The sequence below is a fragment of the Hirschia litorea genome (assembly GCF_042665075.1).
Taxonomy (GTDB): Bacteria; Pseudomonadota; Alphaproteobacteria; order Caulobacterales; family Hyphomonadaceae; genus Hirschia; species Hirschia litorea.
In genome coordinates this window covers 1,077,515-1,094,933 of the sequence record NZ_JBHTBR010000005.1, presented here as the reverse complement: position 1 = coordinate 1,094,933, position 17,419 = coordinate 1,077,515, and the positions used below count along the sequence as shown (strand labels likewise).

Annotated in this window: 16 protein-coding genes; 9 read left to right on the top strand and 7 right to left on the bottom strand. The window is 46.1% G+C overall.

The window, feature by feature from the left end; genetic code table 11:
• The 3 genes from ACFQS8_RS13795 (at position 1) to ACFQS8_RS13785 (ending at position 4,658) form a co-directional block, all read left to right on the top strand.
• Positions 1–1,164, top strand: a complete 1,164-nt coding sequence (locus tag ACFQS8_RS13795; RefSeq protein ID WP_382168343.1) for a mandelate racemase/muconate lactonizing enzyme family protein — start codon at positions 1–3, stop codon at positions 1,162–1,164.
• A 300-nt stretch (positions 1,165–1,464) separates the two neighbouring features.
• Positions 1,465–2,802: an MFS transporter gene (locus ACFQS8_RS13790; protein ID WP_382168341.1), complete on the top strand. Its 1,338-nt coding sequence runs from the start codon at positions 1,465–1,467 to the stop codon at positions 2,800–2,802.
• A gap of 65 nt (positions 2,803–2,867) precedes the next feature.
• On the top strand, positions 2,868–4,658 hold the full coding sequence (locus ACFQS8_RS13785) for an arylsulfatase (RefSeq protein WP_382168339.1): 1,791 nt from the start codon (positions 2,868–2,870) through the stop codon (positions 4,656–4,658).
• Positions 4,659–5,009: 351 nt separating this feature from the next.
• On the opposite strand, the gene ACFQS8_RS13780 is transcribed toward ACFQS8_RS13785, so the two are convergent.
• From ACFQS8_RS13780 to ACFQS8_RS13770, 3 genes are all read right to left on the bottom strand, one after another.
• A complete protein-coding gene (locus tag ACFQS8_RS13780) occupies positions 5,010–8,030 on the bottom strand; it encodes a TonB-dependent receptor (protein WP_382168337.1) in 3,021 nt (1,006 codons plus the stop codon).
• A 250-nt stretch (positions 8,031–8,280) separates the two neighbouring features.
• The gene (locus ACFQS8_RS13775; RefSeq protein ID WP_382168335.1) at positions 8,281–9,330 is read right to left on the bottom strand and encodes a FecR family protein; all 1,050 of its coding nucleotides are present in this window, start codon (positions 9,328–9,330) and stop codon (positions 8,281–8,283) included.
• A 57-nt stretch (positions 9,331–9,387) separates the two neighbouring features.
• Positions 9,388–9,981 (bottom strand): RNA polymerase sigma factor, encoded by a 594-nt coding sequence (locus tag ACFQS8_RS13770; RefSeq protein WP_382168333.1) that lies wholly within the window; start codon positions 9,979–9,981, stop codon positions 9,388–9,390.
• A gap of 400 nt (positions 9,982–10,381) precedes the next feature.
• Here ACFQS8_RS13770 and ACFQS8_RS13765 point away from each other — a divergent pair, with 400 nt between their 5' ends.
• The 5 genes from ACFQS8_RS13765 to ACFQS8_RS13745 all read left to right on the top strand — a co-directional run bounded on the left by ACFQS8_RS13765 (position 10,382) and on the right by ACFQS8_RS13745 (position 13,956).
• A complete protein-coding gene (locus ACFQS8_RS13765) occupies positions 10,382–11,812 on the top strand; it encodes a sugar porter family MFS transporter (protein ID WP_382168331.1) in 1,431 nt (476 codons plus the stop codon).
• A gap of 281 nt (positions 11,813–12,093) precedes the next feature.
• The gene (locus tag ACFQS8_RS13760) at positions 12,094–12,240 is read left to right on the top strand and encodes a YqaE/Pmp3 family membrane protein (protein ID WP_382168642.1); all 147 of its coding nucleotides are present in this window, start codon (positions 12,094–12,096) and stop codon (positions 12,238–12,240) included.
• A gap of 89 nt (positions 12,241–12,329) precedes the next feature.
• A complete protein-coding gene (locus ACFQS8_RS13755; RefSeq protein ID WP_382168329.1) occupies positions 12,330–12,824 on the top strand; it encodes a pyridoxamine 5'-phosphate oxidase family protein in 495 nt (164 codons plus the stop codon).
• A gap of 93 nt (positions 12,825–12,917) precedes the next feature.
• The gene (locus ACFQS8_RS13750) at positions 12,918–13,364 is read left to right on the top strand and encodes a PA2169 family four-helix-bundle protein (RefSeq protein ID WP_382168327.1); all 447 of its coding nucleotides are present in this window, start codon (positions 12,918–12,920) and stop codon (positions 13,362–13,364) included.
• A 205-nt stretch (positions 13,365–13,569) separates the two neighbouring features.
• Positions 13,570–13,956 carry a hypothetical protein gene (locus tag ACFQS8_RS13745; protein WP_382168325.1) on the top strand — a complete coding sequence of 129 codons (387 nt, stop codon included), beginning with the start codon at positions 13,570–13,572 and terminating at the stop codon, positions 13,954–13,956.
• A 468-nt stretch (positions 13,957–14,424) separates the two neighbouring features.
• Here the strand turns inward: ACFQS8_RS13745 and ACFQS8_RS13740 are convergent, their stop codons facing one another.
• From ACFQS8_RS13740 to ACFQS8_RS13725, 4 genes are all read right to left on the bottom strand, one after another.
• Positions 14,425–15,240: a PRC-barrel domain-containing protein gene (locus tag ACFQS8_RS13740; RefSeq protein WP_382168323.1), complete on the bottom strand. Its 816-nt coding sequence runs from the start codon at positions 15,238–15,240 to the stop codon at positions 14,425–14,427.
• Between the two features lie 147 nt (positions 15,241–15,387).
• Positions 15,388–15,789, bottom strand: coding sequence for a hypothetical protein (locus ACFQS8_RS13735; RefSeq protein WP_382168321.1), 402 nt, complete (start codon positions 15,787–15,789; stop codon positions 15,388–15,390).
• A 2-nt stretch (positions 15,790–15,791) separates the two neighbouring features.
• A complete protein-coding gene (locus tag ACFQS8_RS13730) occupies positions 15,792–16,130 on the bottom strand; it encodes an ElaB/YgaM/YqjD family protein (RefSeq protein WP_382168319.1) in 339 nt (112 codons plus the stop codon).
• A gap of 165 nt (positions 16,131–16,295) precedes the next feature.
• Positions 16,296–17,081, bottom strand: a complete 786-nt coding sequence (locus tag ACFQS8_RS13725; RefSeq protein ID WP_382168317.1) for a response regulator — start codon at positions 17,079–17,081, stop codon at positions 16,296–16,298.
• A 145-nt stretch (positions 17,082–17,226) separates the two neighbouring features.
• On the opposite strand from ACFQS8_RS13725, the gene ACFQS8_RS13720 reads away from it, so the two are divergent.
• Positions 17,227–17,418 (top strand): NepR family anti-sigma factor, encoded by a 192-nt coding sequence (locus ACFQS8_RS13720; protein ID WP_382168315.1) that lies wholly within the window; start codon positions 17,227–17,229, stop codon positions 17,416–17,418.
• The last annotated feature ends 1 nt before the right edge of the window (position 17,419 follow it).

Here is a 17,419-nt window from a genome sequence, read left to right as displayed (position 1 = left end):
ATGAAAATCACAAAAATCCAAAGTCACGTCCTTCAATACGATCTGGAAGAAGAACTTGGCTATTCGCAACAATATTACACAAAGCGCACAGCTCACCTTGTTGAGGTAAGCACTGACGAAGGCATTACGGGTTGGGGGGAATGTTTCGGAGGGGGGAATATCGCCCTCGCCAACAAAACAATCGTAGAGCAGGTCATCCAGCCGATGATTGTTGGAATGAACCCGCTTGATCGCGATGTTATTTGGCATAAAGCTTATAACTTAATGCGTGACCATGGCCAAAAAGGCATGCCAATTCAATCACTTTCCGGTGTCGATATTGCGCTATGGGATATCGCAGGGAAAGCCTTAAACCTGCCTGTGTACCAGTTGCTAGGCGGTGCCTTCCGTACTGAAATTCCCGTTTATGGCTATGGCATGATGTTGCAACGTGTGCCTGACCTAAAAGAGCGTTTCGCCCGCGATAGCGCACAGATTGCCGATGGCGGTTTTAAAGCCATGAAGATGAAAATCGGCCTTGGCGTTAAAGAAGATATTGAACTCATCCAAATAGTACGTGAATCTATAGGTTCTGATATCGGACTAATGGTTGATGCAAACCATGCCTATACAACACGTGAAGCCATTCCAATTGGCCGCGCTTGTGAGCAATTAGGCGTGAATTGGTTTGAAGAACCCGTCGCACCAGAAGACCATGCAGGCTATCGCGAATTATGCGAAGCATTGGATGTGAATATTGCGGGTGGAGAAGCGGAATTCACCTCTTTTGGTTTCCGTGACCTTATCAAAAATCGCTGCGTAGATATTCTCCAGCCCGAAGTTTGCGCACTCGGCGGCATCACAGAATACCAAAAAGTCCTCGCAATGGCGCGCGCCCACTTTGTCCCTGTTGTGAACCATGTTTGGGGTTCAGCAGTTGCAGTCGGTACAAACATACACCTACTCGCCGCCCTCCCCGACTTTCCGGGCGCGGCGCATCCAGTGCAGCCAATGCTAGAATACGACACAACTCCAAACCGTTTTCGCGAAGAACTTCTCAAAGAGCCTCTAAAGGTCAAAGAACGCGTTAAACAATCAGGTGGCACTATCTCAATTCCAACCGGTCCAGGTCTCGGCGTCGATCCAGACCCCGCCTTTATCAAGCACTTTGAGGTCGGAATCTAACCAGTTTTTTTCCCGTAGACTTAGTTGTAACTATGTCCCGTAACTTGGCGCACCCAGCTCTTTTTGAGCCGAGTGCGCCTTTTTCTTATGTGAAATCAAAGCTCAAGCGCACTCACACCCACGGTCTAACACACGCGACAGTTGAAACTCATTTTCCTCATCAAATATACCCCTGTTTTGAGAAGTTTTTGTTACCCGTAAACGGGCAGCCACCATTGCAATTGCGACTATTTATTGGTGTTATATTGCAAACATATGATGTTTTTGAAAATATATAATAACATTTAGGGCGGATGGAAAATGTTGACTGAAAATGCCGAAAATCCGGCAACGCAAACACCCCCACGTGAAAAACCAACTCGAAAACGCTTTGCAATCCTCGCAATGATTTTCGTCACCGTGGTCATAAACTATATGGACCGCGCCAACCTCTCCATTGCCGCAACTGCGCTGAGTGGAGAATTAGAACTCAACTCCGAACAAATGGGCGCGATATTTGCCGCTTTTGGTATCACTTATTCGATCTCGCAAATTCCCGGCGGTGTTATTGTCGATCTTATGCGGTCACGCATTCTCTATCCCATTATTCTAATTGGATGGTCACTTGCCACCCTGCTGCAAGGCTTTGCCAATTCCGTTCTTCTCATCATGGGATGTCGTTGGGCGATTGGTATTTTTGAAGCCCCATCCTACCCGATCAATAATAAGGTTGCGACCAACTGGTTTCCAGAAAACGAGCGCGCATCAGCGATTGGAATTTACACATCAGGGCAGTTTCTCGGAATAGCGTTCCTCATGCCAGTCCTTACCCTCATTCAAGCCCAATATGGTTGGCGGGGTCTGTTCATCATTTCCGGACTCGTCGGCATTGTTTGGGGCGTAATTTGGTATTTCTTCTATCGCGATCCCGATGAACACAAGGGTGTAAATGACGCAGAATTGAAAATCATCTCTGATGGTGGTGGGTATAATAAAGACGAGGTAAAGCCAGCGACCGACAAGACCAAAGGAAAAGGGTTCAATTGGGGCGACCTGAAACAAACCCTCATCCACAGAAAGCTCTGGGGAATCTATATCGGGCAATTCTGCTTAGGCGGCGTAACCATTTTCTTCATGACATGGTTTCCCAAATATCTCGTCGATTATCGCGGCCTTGATTTCATCAAATCAGGTTATCTTGCATCCCTGCCCTTTATCGCTGCCTTTATCGGCATTTTGTTATCTGGGTTTAGCTCAGACTTCCTCGTAAAGAGCGGACTATCAAAAGAAGTTGCGCGCAAATCACCTATTATTTTGGGCATGTTGCTCTCCACATCCATTATCGGTGCAAATTATACTGAAAGCACATTCTGGATTATGGCGTTTATGTCCCTTGCCTTTTTCGGCATTGGTCTCGCTTCGATTGCGTGGGTTTTTGTGTCTCTTCTAGCGCCGCAAGGCAAAGTTGGTCTTGTGGGCGGCACCTTTAATTTCATTGGTGGACTTTCCGCCTTTGTCATTCCCTATGCCATCGGCGTCCTCGCAAAGGGCGGTCAATTCGAGCCTGCGCTCGTCTTCGTCGCCAGCTTGGGTCTTATCGGCACGTGTAGCTATCTTTTCCTTGTTGGAAAAGTGGAACGCATCGTTCCTAAAGGATAGCTCCCCAAAATTGTCAGCGCAAAGTGCTGCATCAATTCTCATTCTTGAATTAAGGACATTTCCAAATGACCGATATCAAAAACAAAAGCACGTTCTCTAAACTTTTATCCGGCTTCGCCCTCACCTCCGCCCTGTTAGCGAGCACAGCCTTCACGTCTGCGAATGCTGAAGGAAAACCAAACATCATCATTATGATGTCTGATGATCAGGGCTATGGTGATTTAGGCGCGCATGGCAATCCATATCTAAAAACGCCCAATATCGAGAAGATCGGTAAACAAGGCTTAGAAATGGACACCTTCATTACCTACCCAAATTGTTCAGCCACACGTGCTGGCTTAATGACGGGGCGATACCCTTACCGAACAGGCGTCACAGCCGTGACTCAAGTTGATCACTTGATGAATGCCTCAGAAGTTACACTCGCTGAAATTTTACGCGACAATGGTTATAGCACAGGAATTTTCGGCAAATGGCATATCGGGGATAACTACCCGATGCGCCCAACTGACCAAGGGTTTGAAGAAGCGCTCGTTCACAAGGGTGGCGGTATCGGCCAAGCGGCCGGGCCTGCCGGCAACACTTATTTTGATCCCATCCTTGAGCACAATAATGTCTCGACGAAATACGAAGGCTATGTCGACGATATTTTTACAGAAGCTGCGCTCGATTTCATTGACGAGAAAAAAGACGAGGACAAACCTTTCCTTGTCTATCTTGCAACCAACCTTCCCCACTTCCCATTGCAAGTTCCAGATTCTCTGGCAGACCGCTTCCGTAAAATGGGATTACACGAAGACAACGCCCTCACTTTCGGTATGATTGAAAGCATTGATTACAATGTGGGACGGGTTCTAAAAAAGGTGAAAGATGCAGGCATTGAAAAAGACACTATTGTCATTTTCATGTCCGACAATGGCCCAAGGGACCGCCGCACGAAAAACGACTCCTACCCTGGTCGCTGGGTTGCAAATCTACGCGGCACGAAAACCAGCGTGTATGACAATGGTATCCGCGTTCCGTTTTTTGTAAGCTGGCCGGGCGTGCTCGATAAGGGCATTAAAACAGACACAATGGGCACGATGATTGATATCATGCCTACGCTACTAGACGCGGCCGACATTGATATTCCAGACAATTTGGAAATAGACGGAAAATCACTTCTTCCTGTATGGAAGCAAGAAGAAGATACAACATTGGATGACCGAAATTTCTTCGTCCAAATGCATTACGGACCGACCCCATTTAAATACATGCACTTCACCGTACGCGGTCAAAAATACAAACTCATTAGCCCACATGATTTCCCGCATGGAATCCTCTTCCAACCTACGGATGATGAACTTGAACAAGTGCTCGCCAATCTGGAACTTTACGATCTAGAAAACGACCCAAGCGAACGCATCAATATTGCGGCAGATCACCCTGAAATTGTCGAAGAATATCTAGCACAATATGAGGCGTGGTTTGATGAAGTCACAGAAGAACGTGACGCCAAAGGCATTCAACGCATCCACCTTGGAAGCAAGCAGGCCCCAGCGGTAAACCTCTCCCAATTTGACTGGGGTGGTCCACGCGTAAACGTCACCAACAATTTGGGCCATTGGCGCGTCAAAACAGAAGCCGGACAGTATGATGTGTCCTTAGACCTGCCAAAAACTGAAAAAGACGGCATTGCACATTTGCAATATCACGACCTACACCTTCAACAGCCTATCAAAGCAGGCCAAAAACATGTGATGTTCAAAAATGTCACCCTGCCCGCGTCTGAAGGAAACTTCCATGCTTACCTGAAAATAGAGCGTCTTGCAGAAGGTCCATTATTTGTAGATGTGGTACGTACTGATTTAGACTAACCGCACACAAAAAACGAAACTCATTAAACGCCTCGAATGTAAATTCGGGGCGTTTTTGCACCTAAGCTCAAGCTGTTCTACTGCGACCATTAACTACCCACCCTGCACGTGCGCACCAGCATGACACCAGACCATACCTTGGCATATATCGCTGCTATACCAGCCCCTAGTCAGCGCACGACCTTGCCTCCAAAAGCACCGCTCATATTCCGACAATATTGCACAAAAAAATCCCGCCCTGTCTCAATGTCTTGAGCTAAAGCGGGAATTAGGATGTTTAAAAGTCTAGGAGGAGTTTTTAAATTAAAAATGATAGCGCCGCCCCTACTATTAGAGGCGACGCTGTATGCTTTAGAATTTGGCCTTTGCACCAAAGAGTATACGGCGACCATTGTCTTCAAAAACAGCTGGGAAACCATTGCCGTCAAATGATCCAATCGGCTCATCAAGCAGGTTTATACCTTCCAAGACCATCGAGAAATTCTCGTTGATGTCATAGGTAATGTTTCCATCCAGCACACCGCCAGCCTCGATGAACTGACCAAAGCCTTCTTGCGCACCATCATTGACAAGATACTCGTCTCTCCATGTGTAAGACAAACGCAAGGACAAGTGATCGCCTTCATAATAACCGCTAGCGTTAAAGTTGTTTGCAGATGCACCCACAACTTTATCTGGATCGGAATTATCAATATAGGTGTAGTTCAACAATGCGCCTGTATTGGCTAACAATCCCGGCAAGTTACTGAAACTATGCTGGAAAGTAAGCTCTACCCCTTGCACATTCACACCGTCACCATTCACAATCGAATTGACGATAAACTCTTCGGAAATCTGGTTACGTGTCCCATCTCCAAGAATTTCTGTGATTGTCAAATTCTCAATGCTCGTATCTTTTTCAATCAGCGACACCAGATCTTTGTGGAAGAAAGTTGCTGACAAAATCGATGCATCATCAAAATACCACTCCAATGCCATATCAAAATTGTTGGACCGGAACGGGTCTAGCATTGGGTTGTTTCTATTGATCGTTGGCGGAACATTGCTTGCTGTTGTCGACGGCGAAATCTGACCAAGGTTTGGTCGTGCCATAGTGCGCGATGCTGCCACACGCGCCACAAGATCATCTGTCAATTCGATCTGAAGGTTAGCAGATGGAAGAATATCAAGATAATCCCTGCTCACTGTCACCGGAGCACCCGGCGGTATTTTAATCAAAGCCCCTCCATCTGGCTCTATCGTGATGCCTGTAAGGTCGGGCGCAAATCCACGCGTCGTTTGATCTGTATTGACCAATCGCACACCGAAATTACCAGAAATGCGGTGATCATTAGAAGCGAAATCCATTTGCCCATATACGGACATGATTTTCTCAGTCACATCAATCGCAGCAGCAGTATCTTCAGACACTGTACCCAATTGCGCCAACGTACCGCGATCAAGTGAGTTCACAATATCACGCGCACGGGATCCCATAAATAACGATGGGACACGCGCTCCACCTTCATACGCATCGAGGAAACTACCACCGCCCGCATCCACGAGCTCTACGAGCGATGCTGCAGAGTAATTACCAGCCTCATTGCGTGATAGATTGAGCAAGTCCGCGATAACATCCTGATTAATATCTAATCTACGATATATACCTGTCTGATTTTGTTCAGAAAATGCGGCACCAAATTTAAATGCGCTTTCAAAGCCAAGGTCTAAATCGCGTGTGGCATCAAATTTAGCATTAAAGATTTCATCTTCAATCTTGCTTCCGAACTCACCAAAAAAGTTCAAGAATTCATAATTGTTTGGATCATCCGCATATGCTTGAGAAGCCTCATCAAGAATGAGGCTAGATACATCACTATCTACTGTCGCATCATATGCCGCCTGTGGAATATAACCACGAGTTAGCAAATTTAGTCCATCTGCGGATTGCTCTGAAGTTGAAAAACCAATCTCACCAGAGAACTGCCAGTCACCAACTTCATATTTACCGCCCGTTGAAACTCCCAGCGTTTCACCATCACGCACTTGCACACGCCCACCTGGACGCATTTCAACATTCGTCAGTCCAAGTTTTGTGTGCAGCAAAGTGCCATTTACATTCTCTTGCTGTGTAAGTTCTGGAACTTTTTGTTCAGGAGATCCCGGACGTACACGCCCAATTGTGTTTCCAAAGTTATACGCAGCAGCAGAGCGCACTGAAGTGTTATCAAGGCTAGTATAGAAGGCATCTGCATACAGTCTCATACTGTCAACAGGTTCCCACTCCACTTTACCGAGCAAACTCATACGTTCTTTTTCTTCTTCAAAACGCTCAAGAAGAAGAATGTTCTGAGTATATTCACGAGATTTACGGAAACCACGGCTCAGCGTAGCGTGAGATTCTGAATCGCGTTGAGAGAATGCTCCACCAAACGTCACACCCACTTTACCGTCGGCGAACACATCCGAATAAATGCCGGCAACGCGTGGTGCAATTTCTCCAGAGTTAGACTCGTGCGCCCCTTGAGCTGAAAGCGAAATTTGGCGCTTTCCAATATCTAAGGGGCTAGGCGTACGAATAATCACAGTCCCAGACAGCCCCCCCTCTTGGATGGAGGCCATAGGTGATTTGTACACTTCCAACGAATTCACAAATTCAGACGGCAGAGCAGAAAACTCAAAACTACGCGATGCCGCTTCAAGATTGTTAAGCGCAAATGCCGATGCCAGATTGCGACCATTCAATGTGGTTGAGGTAAATACGGGCGGCAAACCACGAATACTTACGCGGGAGCCTTCACCGCGCAAACGTTGTATCTGAACACCCGTCACGCGCTGTAGAGATTCTGCGACATTCTCATCTGGGAAACGGCCCAAATCAGTCGCGCTAATCACATCTGCAATTACATTGGAATTACGTTTTTTATCAACGGCCTGCTCAAGACTGGCGCGGATACCAGTAATCACAATTGTATCGAGCTTACGCTCAGTATCAGCTACAACTTGCTCTGGCGCTTCCTGCGCTAGGGCTTGTTGATGCCCCAATGTCACAGCAGCTGCGGCTGCCCCTGCCAGTAATGATTGTCTAATTTGTTTATTCACGTCTTCTGTCTCCCCGAACGGCGCTTTCGCACCTGTCTTACGCGTGATGACAACCATCCCGCGCTCAGTGAGACCACTAGAAAGACCCGTCCCCTGGAGCATGATTTCCAGAGCTTCAGTGACAGTAAACTGACCTTTGACGGGGTTAAGCCCATCAACCGGCACCAAATCATTAGAGAATAAAAGTTCAACTCCGGTGATTTCATGGACTGTATCCATCACCGAGCCAAGCGTCCCCCCGTCGATACTAAACTCGTATCGAGTATCAACGCTTTGTGCAGAGGCAGACATAACTGCCAATTGCGCCGCGACAACAAAGCATGCAAATGCCCTAATCTGCCTCGGTCTCCTCATCTCTATTTGTTTCGGTGCTGTGTGCAGCACTCTCAGACGGTTTTTTACCGGTCTCATAAGTAAAGACCGGACACCACGCTTTCCCCATAAGCGAAAATTACATTTTTATGACTTTTATGTTCATATGATGTTTTATCCCCTTGATTTTTATTATTTTTATTTTTCGTCGTTGTTTGGAATGTTATACTCATTGCTCGCGGTACAAGCGAACATGATGGTCACTCACGCGCTCAACTTCCACATTTGCCATCAAATGCAATGCCTCAAACATTTCATCTAAATCACCAATCCGGTAATATGCCACCACCTTTTGTTGGCGCAAATCGGCATCACTTATCTCAATCTGCATATCTGTGTACTGACCAATATCAGCAATCACATTCTCAAGGGTCTCTCCTTTGAAGGCCAATATCCCATCATGCCAATCGACCTTTTTTTCCAAAGCCAAAGGTTCGACAACGTCAATTCGGTTCGCCTTTTGCGCAAAAATCACTGACTGCCCCGCAGAAACTTCAATTGTTGCGGGCGCTTCCTCCACTCCGTCTACAGGCACCTCACCTAAGCCCGATGCCGCCAAAGCGACTCGCCCCTCAGTGACCAAGACATCAATATCCCCCTCTTGCACTTTCACCGAAAATGCTGTGCCGACCGCAGTCACAACACCGTTTACAGTCTTTACGGAGAATGGTTTTTTAAGGTTGGAGGCCACATCAAAAAATGCTTCACCCTGCTTTAATTCAATGACCCGCTCGTCCTTTGAATAGGCAACTTCTATCACACTATTTGTGTTGAGAAGGATTTGAGAACCATCCGGCAAATCAACTGTTTTCTGCTCACCAATATCTGTTGAAAATGCGCTAGTATAATTTGGATTTTCTTGCCCTGTCAGATAGGTCGCACCAAATCCAATGCTAACAAGAAACGACGCCGCCAAAGCCCCCACAAGAACCCGCTTAAATGTCTGCGTCTTCAAAAGATTGCGATCCTTGCGTACCGCCGCCACAACATCCACATTCGCGGCGTGATCTTTCAACTCTTGGAATACAGCTAACCCGCCCCAAAACTGGGACATACGTTCAAGCGCATCCTGATGTTGCTGACTTTCGTGATACCATTCTACAAATGCCGCATGATCTTCGCTAGACAAAGCTCCGCTATCAAAGCGCACAAACCAATGTGCTGCCTCTCGTTCGATTTTCTTTAAATCCGGCAAAGAAGTGATCTTTGGGGCCGTCATTCGTATTTAGTCTCTCTCACTCAACGTCTAACAATTGCATCTCACGCGAATTTGTATCTACAGGCCATATGTCTTTTGCGATGCAGTCAGTGTCGCAGATTTTTGCCTTTTCACCGCCTGAGGCAGTGCACCAAACTCAGCCGGATCATACCCCTGCTCTCTAAGGTAAATATGTATATCGACCATCGCAGCAGCCACACGTTTCTCCACCGTACTCACGGACACATTCAAACGCGTTGCTATCTGTTTATACTTCAATCCCTCTATACGGCGCATAACAAATGCACTTTTTAACTCCGGCGACAAACTCGCCAAGCCCTTGGTCAGTATGACCAATTTCTGACGCGCATCCAAACTATCAACTTGGCTAACCTGCCTGTCATCCAAAAAGACCGACGATCCGCCCAAATCCTCAATAGAAACCCCAGTAGAATTCACCTTCTTCTGTGCATGCTTAATGGCAAGATTTTTGGCTACACGCATGAGAAAATGCTCAGGCTCATGAATTTCATTGTCTAATTCTGCCGCAAACCCTTTCAAAAAAGTCTCTTGTGCAATCTCATCTACATCAGCCGGATTTGGCCGATACCGCGCTATAATTTTGCGCAAGACATGTTGCTGCCCCTCAAAGGCATCCAAAATTTTAGACATTTCCTCCCCAATTCTCCGTGGGTTTTTTGCTGAAACTCGCACGCCACTTGGGTTAGGTCAATTATCTTTGCATAGATATGATGAACGATAAGCTGGGATTTGACTCCGCAAATTTTGTTGCTTACTCGTAATGTTATCGCAATCATAAAATCCAGAAAGCTATCTCTGGATCGCCTTGCGTTCACGACATGACAGAAATCATGGCTAATCCGATATAATTTTACTGAGTTGATAGGAATACACTTTTCGTATATGACAACATTGTCAATTATACACTAACTTCACGCCCCATTCCGTAAAGCGTGAAGTATCGAGGGAACATATCTAAGGCGGGGCCACGCACACATGGTCCATAAAACATAAGCACGCCCGATATCAGGCGGCAGGGGAGTTAAACGCGATGAATACCACCACAACCGGAACACCACCGGGTGATCTTAAAGCAGGGAATATATCCTTCCTTCTGCTTATTAGCTGTGTCGCCACAATTGGTGGCTTCCTATTTGGTTTTGATAGCGGCGTTATCAACGGAACAATAGATGGTCTTCGCGCAGCTTTTAATTCAAGCGACGCTGGCTCAGGATTTCAAGTCGCCTCAATGCTCCTTGGGTGTGCTGTTGGGGCTGCCTTAGCGGGAACGCTTTCAGATAAATTTGGCCGCCGTTCAATGATGATCGTTGCAGCTGTTTTTTTCACAGTAAGCGCGTGGGGATCGGGTGTATCCAGCGATTCACTGCAATTCATCATTTATCGTCTTTTAGGTGGTCTTGCTGTGGGTGCAGCCAGCGTCATGGCCCCTGCTTATATCGCAGAAGTTGCCCCAGCAAACCTTCGCGGAAAAATGGCAACCATCCAACAAGTTGCGATTATCTTTGGTCTCTTCATCGCCTTCCTCAGCAATTATCTTATCGCTCAGAGTGCCGGATCATCAACGCAAGAATGGCTCATGGGATTTGAGGCATGGCGCTGGATGTATTGGATGGAGCTTATTCCAGCCATCGTGTTCTTGCTCGCTCTACTCGCCATCCCAGAGAGTCCGCGCTTCCTCGTCGCACAGGAAAAAACGCAAGCAGCACACAACGTATTTGAGAAGATTAGCGGCACAGCTCAAGCCACAATACAAGTTGCAGAAGTAGAAGCTTCACTTGCCTCAGACCACAAACCTAAACTTTCTGATTTGTTCAATAATGGTCGCCTTCGTCCTATCGTTTGGGTCGGTATCGGGCTGGCCGTATTCCAGCAATTTGTCGGTATCAACATCATTTTCTATTATGGTGCTGTGTTATGGCAGGCAGCGGGTTTCACGGAATCTGATGCCCTTCTCATCAATGTGTTGTCAGGTGGACTCAGCATTGGTGCGGTTATGGCAGCCCTCTTATTAGTGGATCGCATTGGCCGAAAACCGCTCCTCCTTATCGGTTCGATAGGTATGGCAGTGTCTCTCGCTGTTGTTGCTTTTACATTCTCGACAGGCGAACTTACTGATGCAGGCGGCATTAACCTCACCTCCTCAATGGGGCTTATCGCCTTGATCGCCGCAAATGTGTATGTGGTGTTCTTCAACGCCTCTTGGGGGCCAGTCATGTGGGTTATGTTGGGCGAAATGTTCCCTAACCAAATCCGCGGCTCAGGACTTGCTGTCGCAGGCTTCTTCCAATGGGTTGCGAATTTCGTCATCAGCATGTCTTTCCCCATCATGATCGGAACGGCATCAATCGGCCTCGTTGGAGCTTATGGCTTCTATACACTTTCGGCCTTTATATCGGTTGCATTCGTTTGGTATTTTGTGAAGGAAACCAAAGGAAAGAAACTCGAAGACATGGTGGGATAAACCTCCCCCATTTCTCGTAGCAAAACTAAGAGCCGCGCTGACAAAACTCAGCGCGGCTTTTTAACATCCACTCCCATGCTTTGGGATGTTTAAACTCAGGACTTTTTATTCTCTTCCAAAATTTGCTGATGACGACATGGAACCATTCCGCCTGATGTGACGTTGATTAGCCATACGATATAAAATGAATGAGCCCCCATCCTCATTCCCTACCCACACTGAAAGGAAGAACAATGAGTAATCATGTGACCCACAACACCTCTGGAACTGGCAATATCTTCATGACCATCCTTTCGATATTGCTGCCACCTTTAGGTGTCGCACTTGCCCGTGGTATCGGCGGAACATTCTTCTTGAATGTTCTACTTACAATTCTTGGTTATGTGCCTGGTCTGGTGCACGCTATCTGGGTTGTTGCCCGCAGATAACCACAAAACACATCTCCCCGCAGACCGATGCTTGATGCGCGATTTCCCCTCGATCGCGCATCAAAACCACCCCCAAATTGAGGTCAATTATGGCTGATATAGATAAACTAGAAACTGCCCCCAAAGAACAATTATGGAAGCATATAAGAGACGTTAGATGCGTTATGTTAGGTTCCCCCGATCCTAACCAACACATGCAACCCATGACACCGCAAATTGAAGAAGAGACCCAAGAGATATGGTTCTTCGCTTCTAAATCTTCAGAACTTGTGCAAACGCTTGATGTTGGCGCACACACTGTACATATGTGCGTCGTCGAGAAAGACTACCAAGCCTGTTTACAAGGTGCGCTCCGGGTCGAATTAAACTCACATATACTGGATCGTCACTGGAATTCAGTTGTGGCCGCTTGGTTTGAAGGCGGCAAATCCGACCCTGATTTAACCATGCTTTGTTTCCGTCCGCAAAACGCTTCAATTTGGGCCTCGTCTCAAAACCCAATCACATTTGCCTATGAAATAGCGAAGGCAAATATGAAGGACAAAACACCCGATATTGGCAGTCGCGCAAACGTGGATTTCTAACCTATCAAAAAACACTTTTACCCGTTTCCAAAATAACCCCCATTCTATTTTGGAAACACCCCGCCCCTCCAAACACCCCTAAGGAGAAATACAATGTCTGACCTAAATATTGATGTTCTAAACGATGTAACTGCAAAACTAATCGACAGCCAAAAAGGCTATATGAAATGCTATGAGATGACGGACACGTCTTATATGTTCCGTTCACAATTTCTTCACCGCGCAAATGACCGTGAAAAAATGATTAGCCAATTTCAAAGTCAGGTTCGTGCCCTAGGCGGAGAGCCCGTGACAAGCGGAACTGTTGGCGGAAGCGTGCACCGTGGGTTTACAGATTTCTCAGCCCTTTTCCAAAAAGACGGCAAAGCAGCCTTAAACGCCATTGATGATGGTGAAGAGCACCTTGCTGAAATGATCGAGGACAAGCTTGAGAAAGTTGACCTCCTTCCCGCAACACGCAGTTTGCTCGTCACAGCGCATGAAAGCGCCAAATCAGGTGAACGTTTTGCTGACCGCATGGAAGATGTCGTCACAAAATAAATTGAACTGATAGAATAGCCCCCCAAACTAAGCCGCGATACTTAAATGTATTGCGGCTTTTTTATTTCAACATCCCACACAAGCGCCCAGCACAGGCATTGCTGTAGGGCCTCAAAAGTATTGTTTATTAATTTCAAGTTAATTGGGAACAAACTTCCCCTACACAACGTTACTTAATTATTAATAGTCAAAAGGGGACTGTAAAATGCTTAAGTATATCCGCTCAGCAGGCGCTGTATTCTTACTCGGCACAAGCTTAACGAGTATCGCCCATGCAGACATGCCAACAGCTTATTCAAATGCCAATGACATTCAAGAATGCATTAACCCAGCCAACGCCATTCCAATGATTACTGACAATGGAACCGTCACTGGCAAATACGCCATCCCAACTATAAGCGCTAATGGCGAGATAAACTCAGCTACAATCGTGACCCATGAAGAATTATTACAATTAAGCGATTGTTCCTTGGATTCTAGTCAATCAAACAAACCAGTTGTCCACCAACCAGACACACTCATCATCCAAGGGCCACGTCCAAAGCTTGAAGAACAAGAAGACGACAATACCACGCTCTTTGCGATGTCCTGATTTAATGGAAACATATAAATTCACGCCACCAAAATTGATATATTCTAAAAGCCGAATGAACCTCCCTTCATTCGGCTTTTTGCTGCGCGCTATTTCCTAAATTAATTGGCCAAACACCTTGCATTTCTTCCCATGCGAAACACGTAGCACGCACAGCCCTTTCTTGCGCCTTATAAGACTGCTGCATAAGCACACCAGGTAAGGTGCACAGCCCTAACGGACGCTGCGCAGCCCATCTTCAGACCGCACCAGAACCTCAAAACAACACTCTTATATCATTCGCTTATCAGGCTTAAACCTCAACACACTCTATCCGGCAGCAGGCCTTTAGCACGCCCCTGTCATGCCCATCCCAGACGCTCACCTCAAACCCTTCAGAGTGCACAAAAACCGGCTACAGGATGAACCCATAGCCGGTTTTTTTATTTAACATACGACTGTATTAAACAATCAATATGCAATCATGTATTAGTCGTCGATTTCACGATACAACATAGATGCTTGGATCATCTCTTTTGTCAGATCAAGCTGCAACTCTCCGTCGCTATCGCCCTGAGCAATTTTAACCTTATCAAAATCAACAACATAGCGCTCATCCGTTAAGGCCTCCAACGGGCTTGCTGACACCAATGCGTAGCGCACTTCACCGTTCAAATTAGCCACAAGATCGGTAATGCGTGCTTTTTCATCGCTTGCCGCATACTGCGCGTTTGTTCCCATCAATTCAGAAGCAAGTCTGTAATCATTCGCTTTATCTTGCTCCCAAGAGCTGATCGCAGCAAGCGCATCACTTGTCATGCTCATTCTTACACGAGGCTCATTTTCTTCATCCAGCGTTACAGTCGCTTCATCATAATTAAGCTTACCGTATTTAGTGCCTAGACCGGCAATTCCGCCATTGGCAAATACGATGGATTCAATACGCCCATCATCACCAATAATAAGGTCGGAAACGCTTGCGATTTCTTCACCATTCTCGCCGTGAATGTCTTCACCAATCATTTCGCTCATTTCAAATTCAGTCGTAAGCATTTGAAAATAAGGCTTATTCATTTCGTCGGTTTTGTTCTCTAAGCGATCTTTTTGAAACTTAGCTTCAACTGGTTCAGCCGCGACCGGATTGTTTTGGAGGTCAGCCATATAAGTTGGGTTTTCAGCGTCAGCTTCCTGCGCTTGCATATTGGCTTCTACATTTTGCGCACGTGTATCTGTCTGACCATCTGAACAAGCGGCTAGACCAAACATAAGAGCAAAAGCGGCAGTAGAGGTTTTGAGATTCAACATTTGATTTCTCCTTTTCAACTAGAGTAATCAATCAATGTTTGAAACCTTCAACAGTTCCAATTTTACCTATAATTAACAATAAATACAAAAACTTAAATAAAAAAATGAGACCCCTGACAGGGATCTCATTTATAGATATTACTTATCTTATATTATCGCAAAAACGAGCCGCTGCATATTTTTCACGATCTCATCAGGGTCTTTTACGCCCACATATCCGGCGATCATAGCAATAGCCACTGCCGCGAATGGGCGTTTTCTGATCATGGATTGCACGGCATCATAGGGTAAATCCGCCAACGCCTCTGCTGTTGCTGTCTCAATATTCTCAATCTCTGAGACTGCGGATTTTTGTGGTCGTATACAATAATAAATACACACCCCAGAAATCGCCAAAAGCGTCAAGCCGACAATTAAAGTTGCCTCAATCCAGCCCAACCAGTACGCCAACGCAATAGTGATTGCAGCGAAAAGACAGCAAAGCCCGACAAAGCCTATTAATGCTCCGCCGAGCCCTACGATAATTCGCAGTTTAGCTGCGTCTAACATGATTATTTACGCGACAACATAGCAATCATCGCACCCACACCAAGCGCCAAACCAACTGACGCAATTGGATGCTTTCTAATCTTGTCTTGCGAAGTTTCCTTCACTTCACCAAACTTTGCACGCACGTGCTCAGTGGCTTCTTGTCCTTTTTCTACACCCTTTTCCAAAGATTGCTCTGAAGTAGAGTGAACGAAGGTTGCAGCGTTGCTGAACAATTTTTTGAAATCGGTACGGAGGTCGGCAATATCAGATTTCAAGGATTCAATATTGGCTTCAGCAGCCATACGAGAGGCTTCATTTGTGTCCAGTTTATCATCTGCAATTGAAGTAATCTTACTCATATCTAGTCTCCTTATGTGTTGCACATATAACTAACGCGACCAATCAAACTAGGTTCCTATGTTTCTCAAAAATTCGCATAAAAAAGCCCAGCATTTGCCGGGCTTTCAAAAAAAAAATAACAACTTAAAAATCAATATTTTAAGAGAAAATTTGCACCATTAAACTTAAGCTTCTTGAGCTTTTGCATGAAAGAATAATGCCTGCCCAACACATGCTTTCACGGTATTTTCTTGGAATGGCTTTGTAATCAAGAATGTCGGTTCCGGCTTGTCACCTGTAAGCAAACGCTCAGGGAAAGCTGTAATGAAAATCACAGGCACATCCAACTCTTTCAGAATATCATGAGCTGCATCAATACCGGATGAATTGTCTGCTAGCTGGACGTCACACAATACTAATCCAGGAGGGTTTTGTTTCGCCATCGCGACGGCTTCTGAACGTGTCGTCGCCTGCCCTGTGACTTGGTGCCCCATTTCTTCAACAAGGCTCGCAAGGTCTGCAGAGATAATAGGCTCATCTTCAATAATGAGAACTTTCGTTGCCAAACTTTTTTCTATGTCAGCCATCGCAGCGTCAATCAATGTTCCAACTCCCTCTGTGTCAGTTCCCAAAATTTGGGCAACTTCAGGAAGGGTGAACGCCTCCACACTCGACAATAAAAACGCCTGACGCTCAATTGGCGCAAGCGCAAGCAAACGTTCATCAGCCGCAACGCGCTCTTCTGCGCCAAAGTCTTCTAGCTTTGCGCCTGTACCGCCCCAAATAATATGGAAGAAACGATAAAGCGCGACACGCGGGGATAAACTATCATCAATTTGATCAGGAGCCTCCGCCAACGCTTCTAAGGATGCCCTTATATAGGCGTCTCCACTTGTTTGATTTCCAGTTAGAGCCCGCGCATAGCGGCGCAAAAATGGAAGGTGTGGACCGAATTGATTAACGAAACTCATAGTGGACCTCATGCTGTTGTTTGTATGTTAACGCACTTAAACGCAGGCGGTTGCATTTTTTTTGAATAATTATGAAACTTTCTTCGGTCAGCCGCGTTACTATAGCTGAATCAGTTCAATCCCTACTGAAAAAGCAAAGTTTAGAATGAGCAATCAACCACCTCAGAAACGCACCAAAGACCTCAGCAAACACGCGCGTCAAAGACGCTTGGGTGATCAACTCAAGCGCCTATACGATGATGTTGTGCAGGAGCCAATCCCTGATGAGTTTTTCAAACTTCTAGAACAAGCCGACGAACAGGCAAGTTCCCCCAAAGATGATAAGTCAGAGGCTTAAA

Bases quoted from the DNA above. Each gene is read 5' to 3' on its own strand.
- ACFQS8_RS13795 (WP_382168343.1), top strand. From the start codon at position 1: ATGAAAATCACAAAAATCCAAAGTCACGTCCTTCAATACGATCTGGAA.
- ACFQS8_RS13790 (WP_382168341.1), top strand. From the start codon at position 1,465: ATGTTGACTGAAAATGCCGAAAATCCGGCAACGCAAACACCCCCACGT.
- ACFQS8_RS13785 (WP_382168339.1), top strand. From the start codon at position 2,868: ATGACCGATATCAAAAACAAAAGCACGTTCTCTAAACTTTTATCCGGC.
- ACFQS8_RS13780 (WP_382168337.1), bottom strand. From the start codon at position 8,030: ATGTCTGCCTCTGCACAAAGCGTTGATACTCGATACGAGTTTAGTATC.
- ACFQS8_RS13775 (WP_382168335.1), bottom strand. From the start codon at position 9,330: ATGACGGCCCCAAAGATCACTTCTTTGCCGGATTTAAAGAAAATCGAA.
- ACFQS8_RS13770 (WP_382168333.1), bottom strand. From the start codon at position 9,981: ATGTCTAAAATTTTGGATGCCTTTGAGGGGCAGCAACATGTCTTGCGC.
- ACFQS8_RS13765 (WP_382168331.1), top strand. From the start codon at position 10,382: ATGAATACCACCACAACCGGAACACCACCGGGTGATCTTAAAGCAGGG.
- ACFQS8_RS13760 (WP_382168642.1), top strand. From the start codon at position 12,094: ATGACCATCCTTTCGATATTGCTGCCACCTTTAGGTGTCGCACTTGCC.
- ACFQS8_RS13755 (WP_382168329.1), top strand. From the start codon at position 12,330: ATGGCTGATATAGATAAACTAGAAACTGCCCCCAAAGAACAATTATGG.
- ACFQS8_RS13750 (WP_382168327.1), top strand. From the start codon at position 12,918: ATGTCTGACCTAAATATTGATGTTCTAAACGATGTAACTGCAAAACTA.
- ACFQS8_RS13745 (WP_382168325.1), top strand. From the start codon at position 13,570: ATGCTTAAGTATATCCGCTCAGCAGGCGCTGTATTCTTACTCGGCACA.
- ACFQS8_RS13740 (WP_382168323.1), bottom strand. From the start codon at position 15,240: ATGTTGAATCTCAAAACCTCTACTGCCGCTTTTGCTCTTATGTTTGGT.
- ACFQS8_RS13735 (WP_382168321.1), bottom strand. From the start codon at position 15,789: ATGTTAGACGCAGCTAAACTGCGAATTATCGTAGGGCTCGGCGGAGCA.
- ACFQS8_RS13730 (WP_382168319.1), bottom strand. From the start codon at position 16,130: ATGAGTAAGATTACTTCAATTGCAGATGATAAACTGGACACAAATGAA.
- ACFQS8_RS13725 (WP_382168317.1), bottom strand. From the start codon at position 17,081: ATGAGTTTCGTTAATCAATTCGGTCCACACCTTCCATTTTTGCGCCGC.
- ACFQS8_RS13720 (WP_382168315.1), top strand. From the start codon at position 17,227: ATGAGCAATCAACCACCTCAGAAACGCACCAAAGACCTCAGCAAACAC.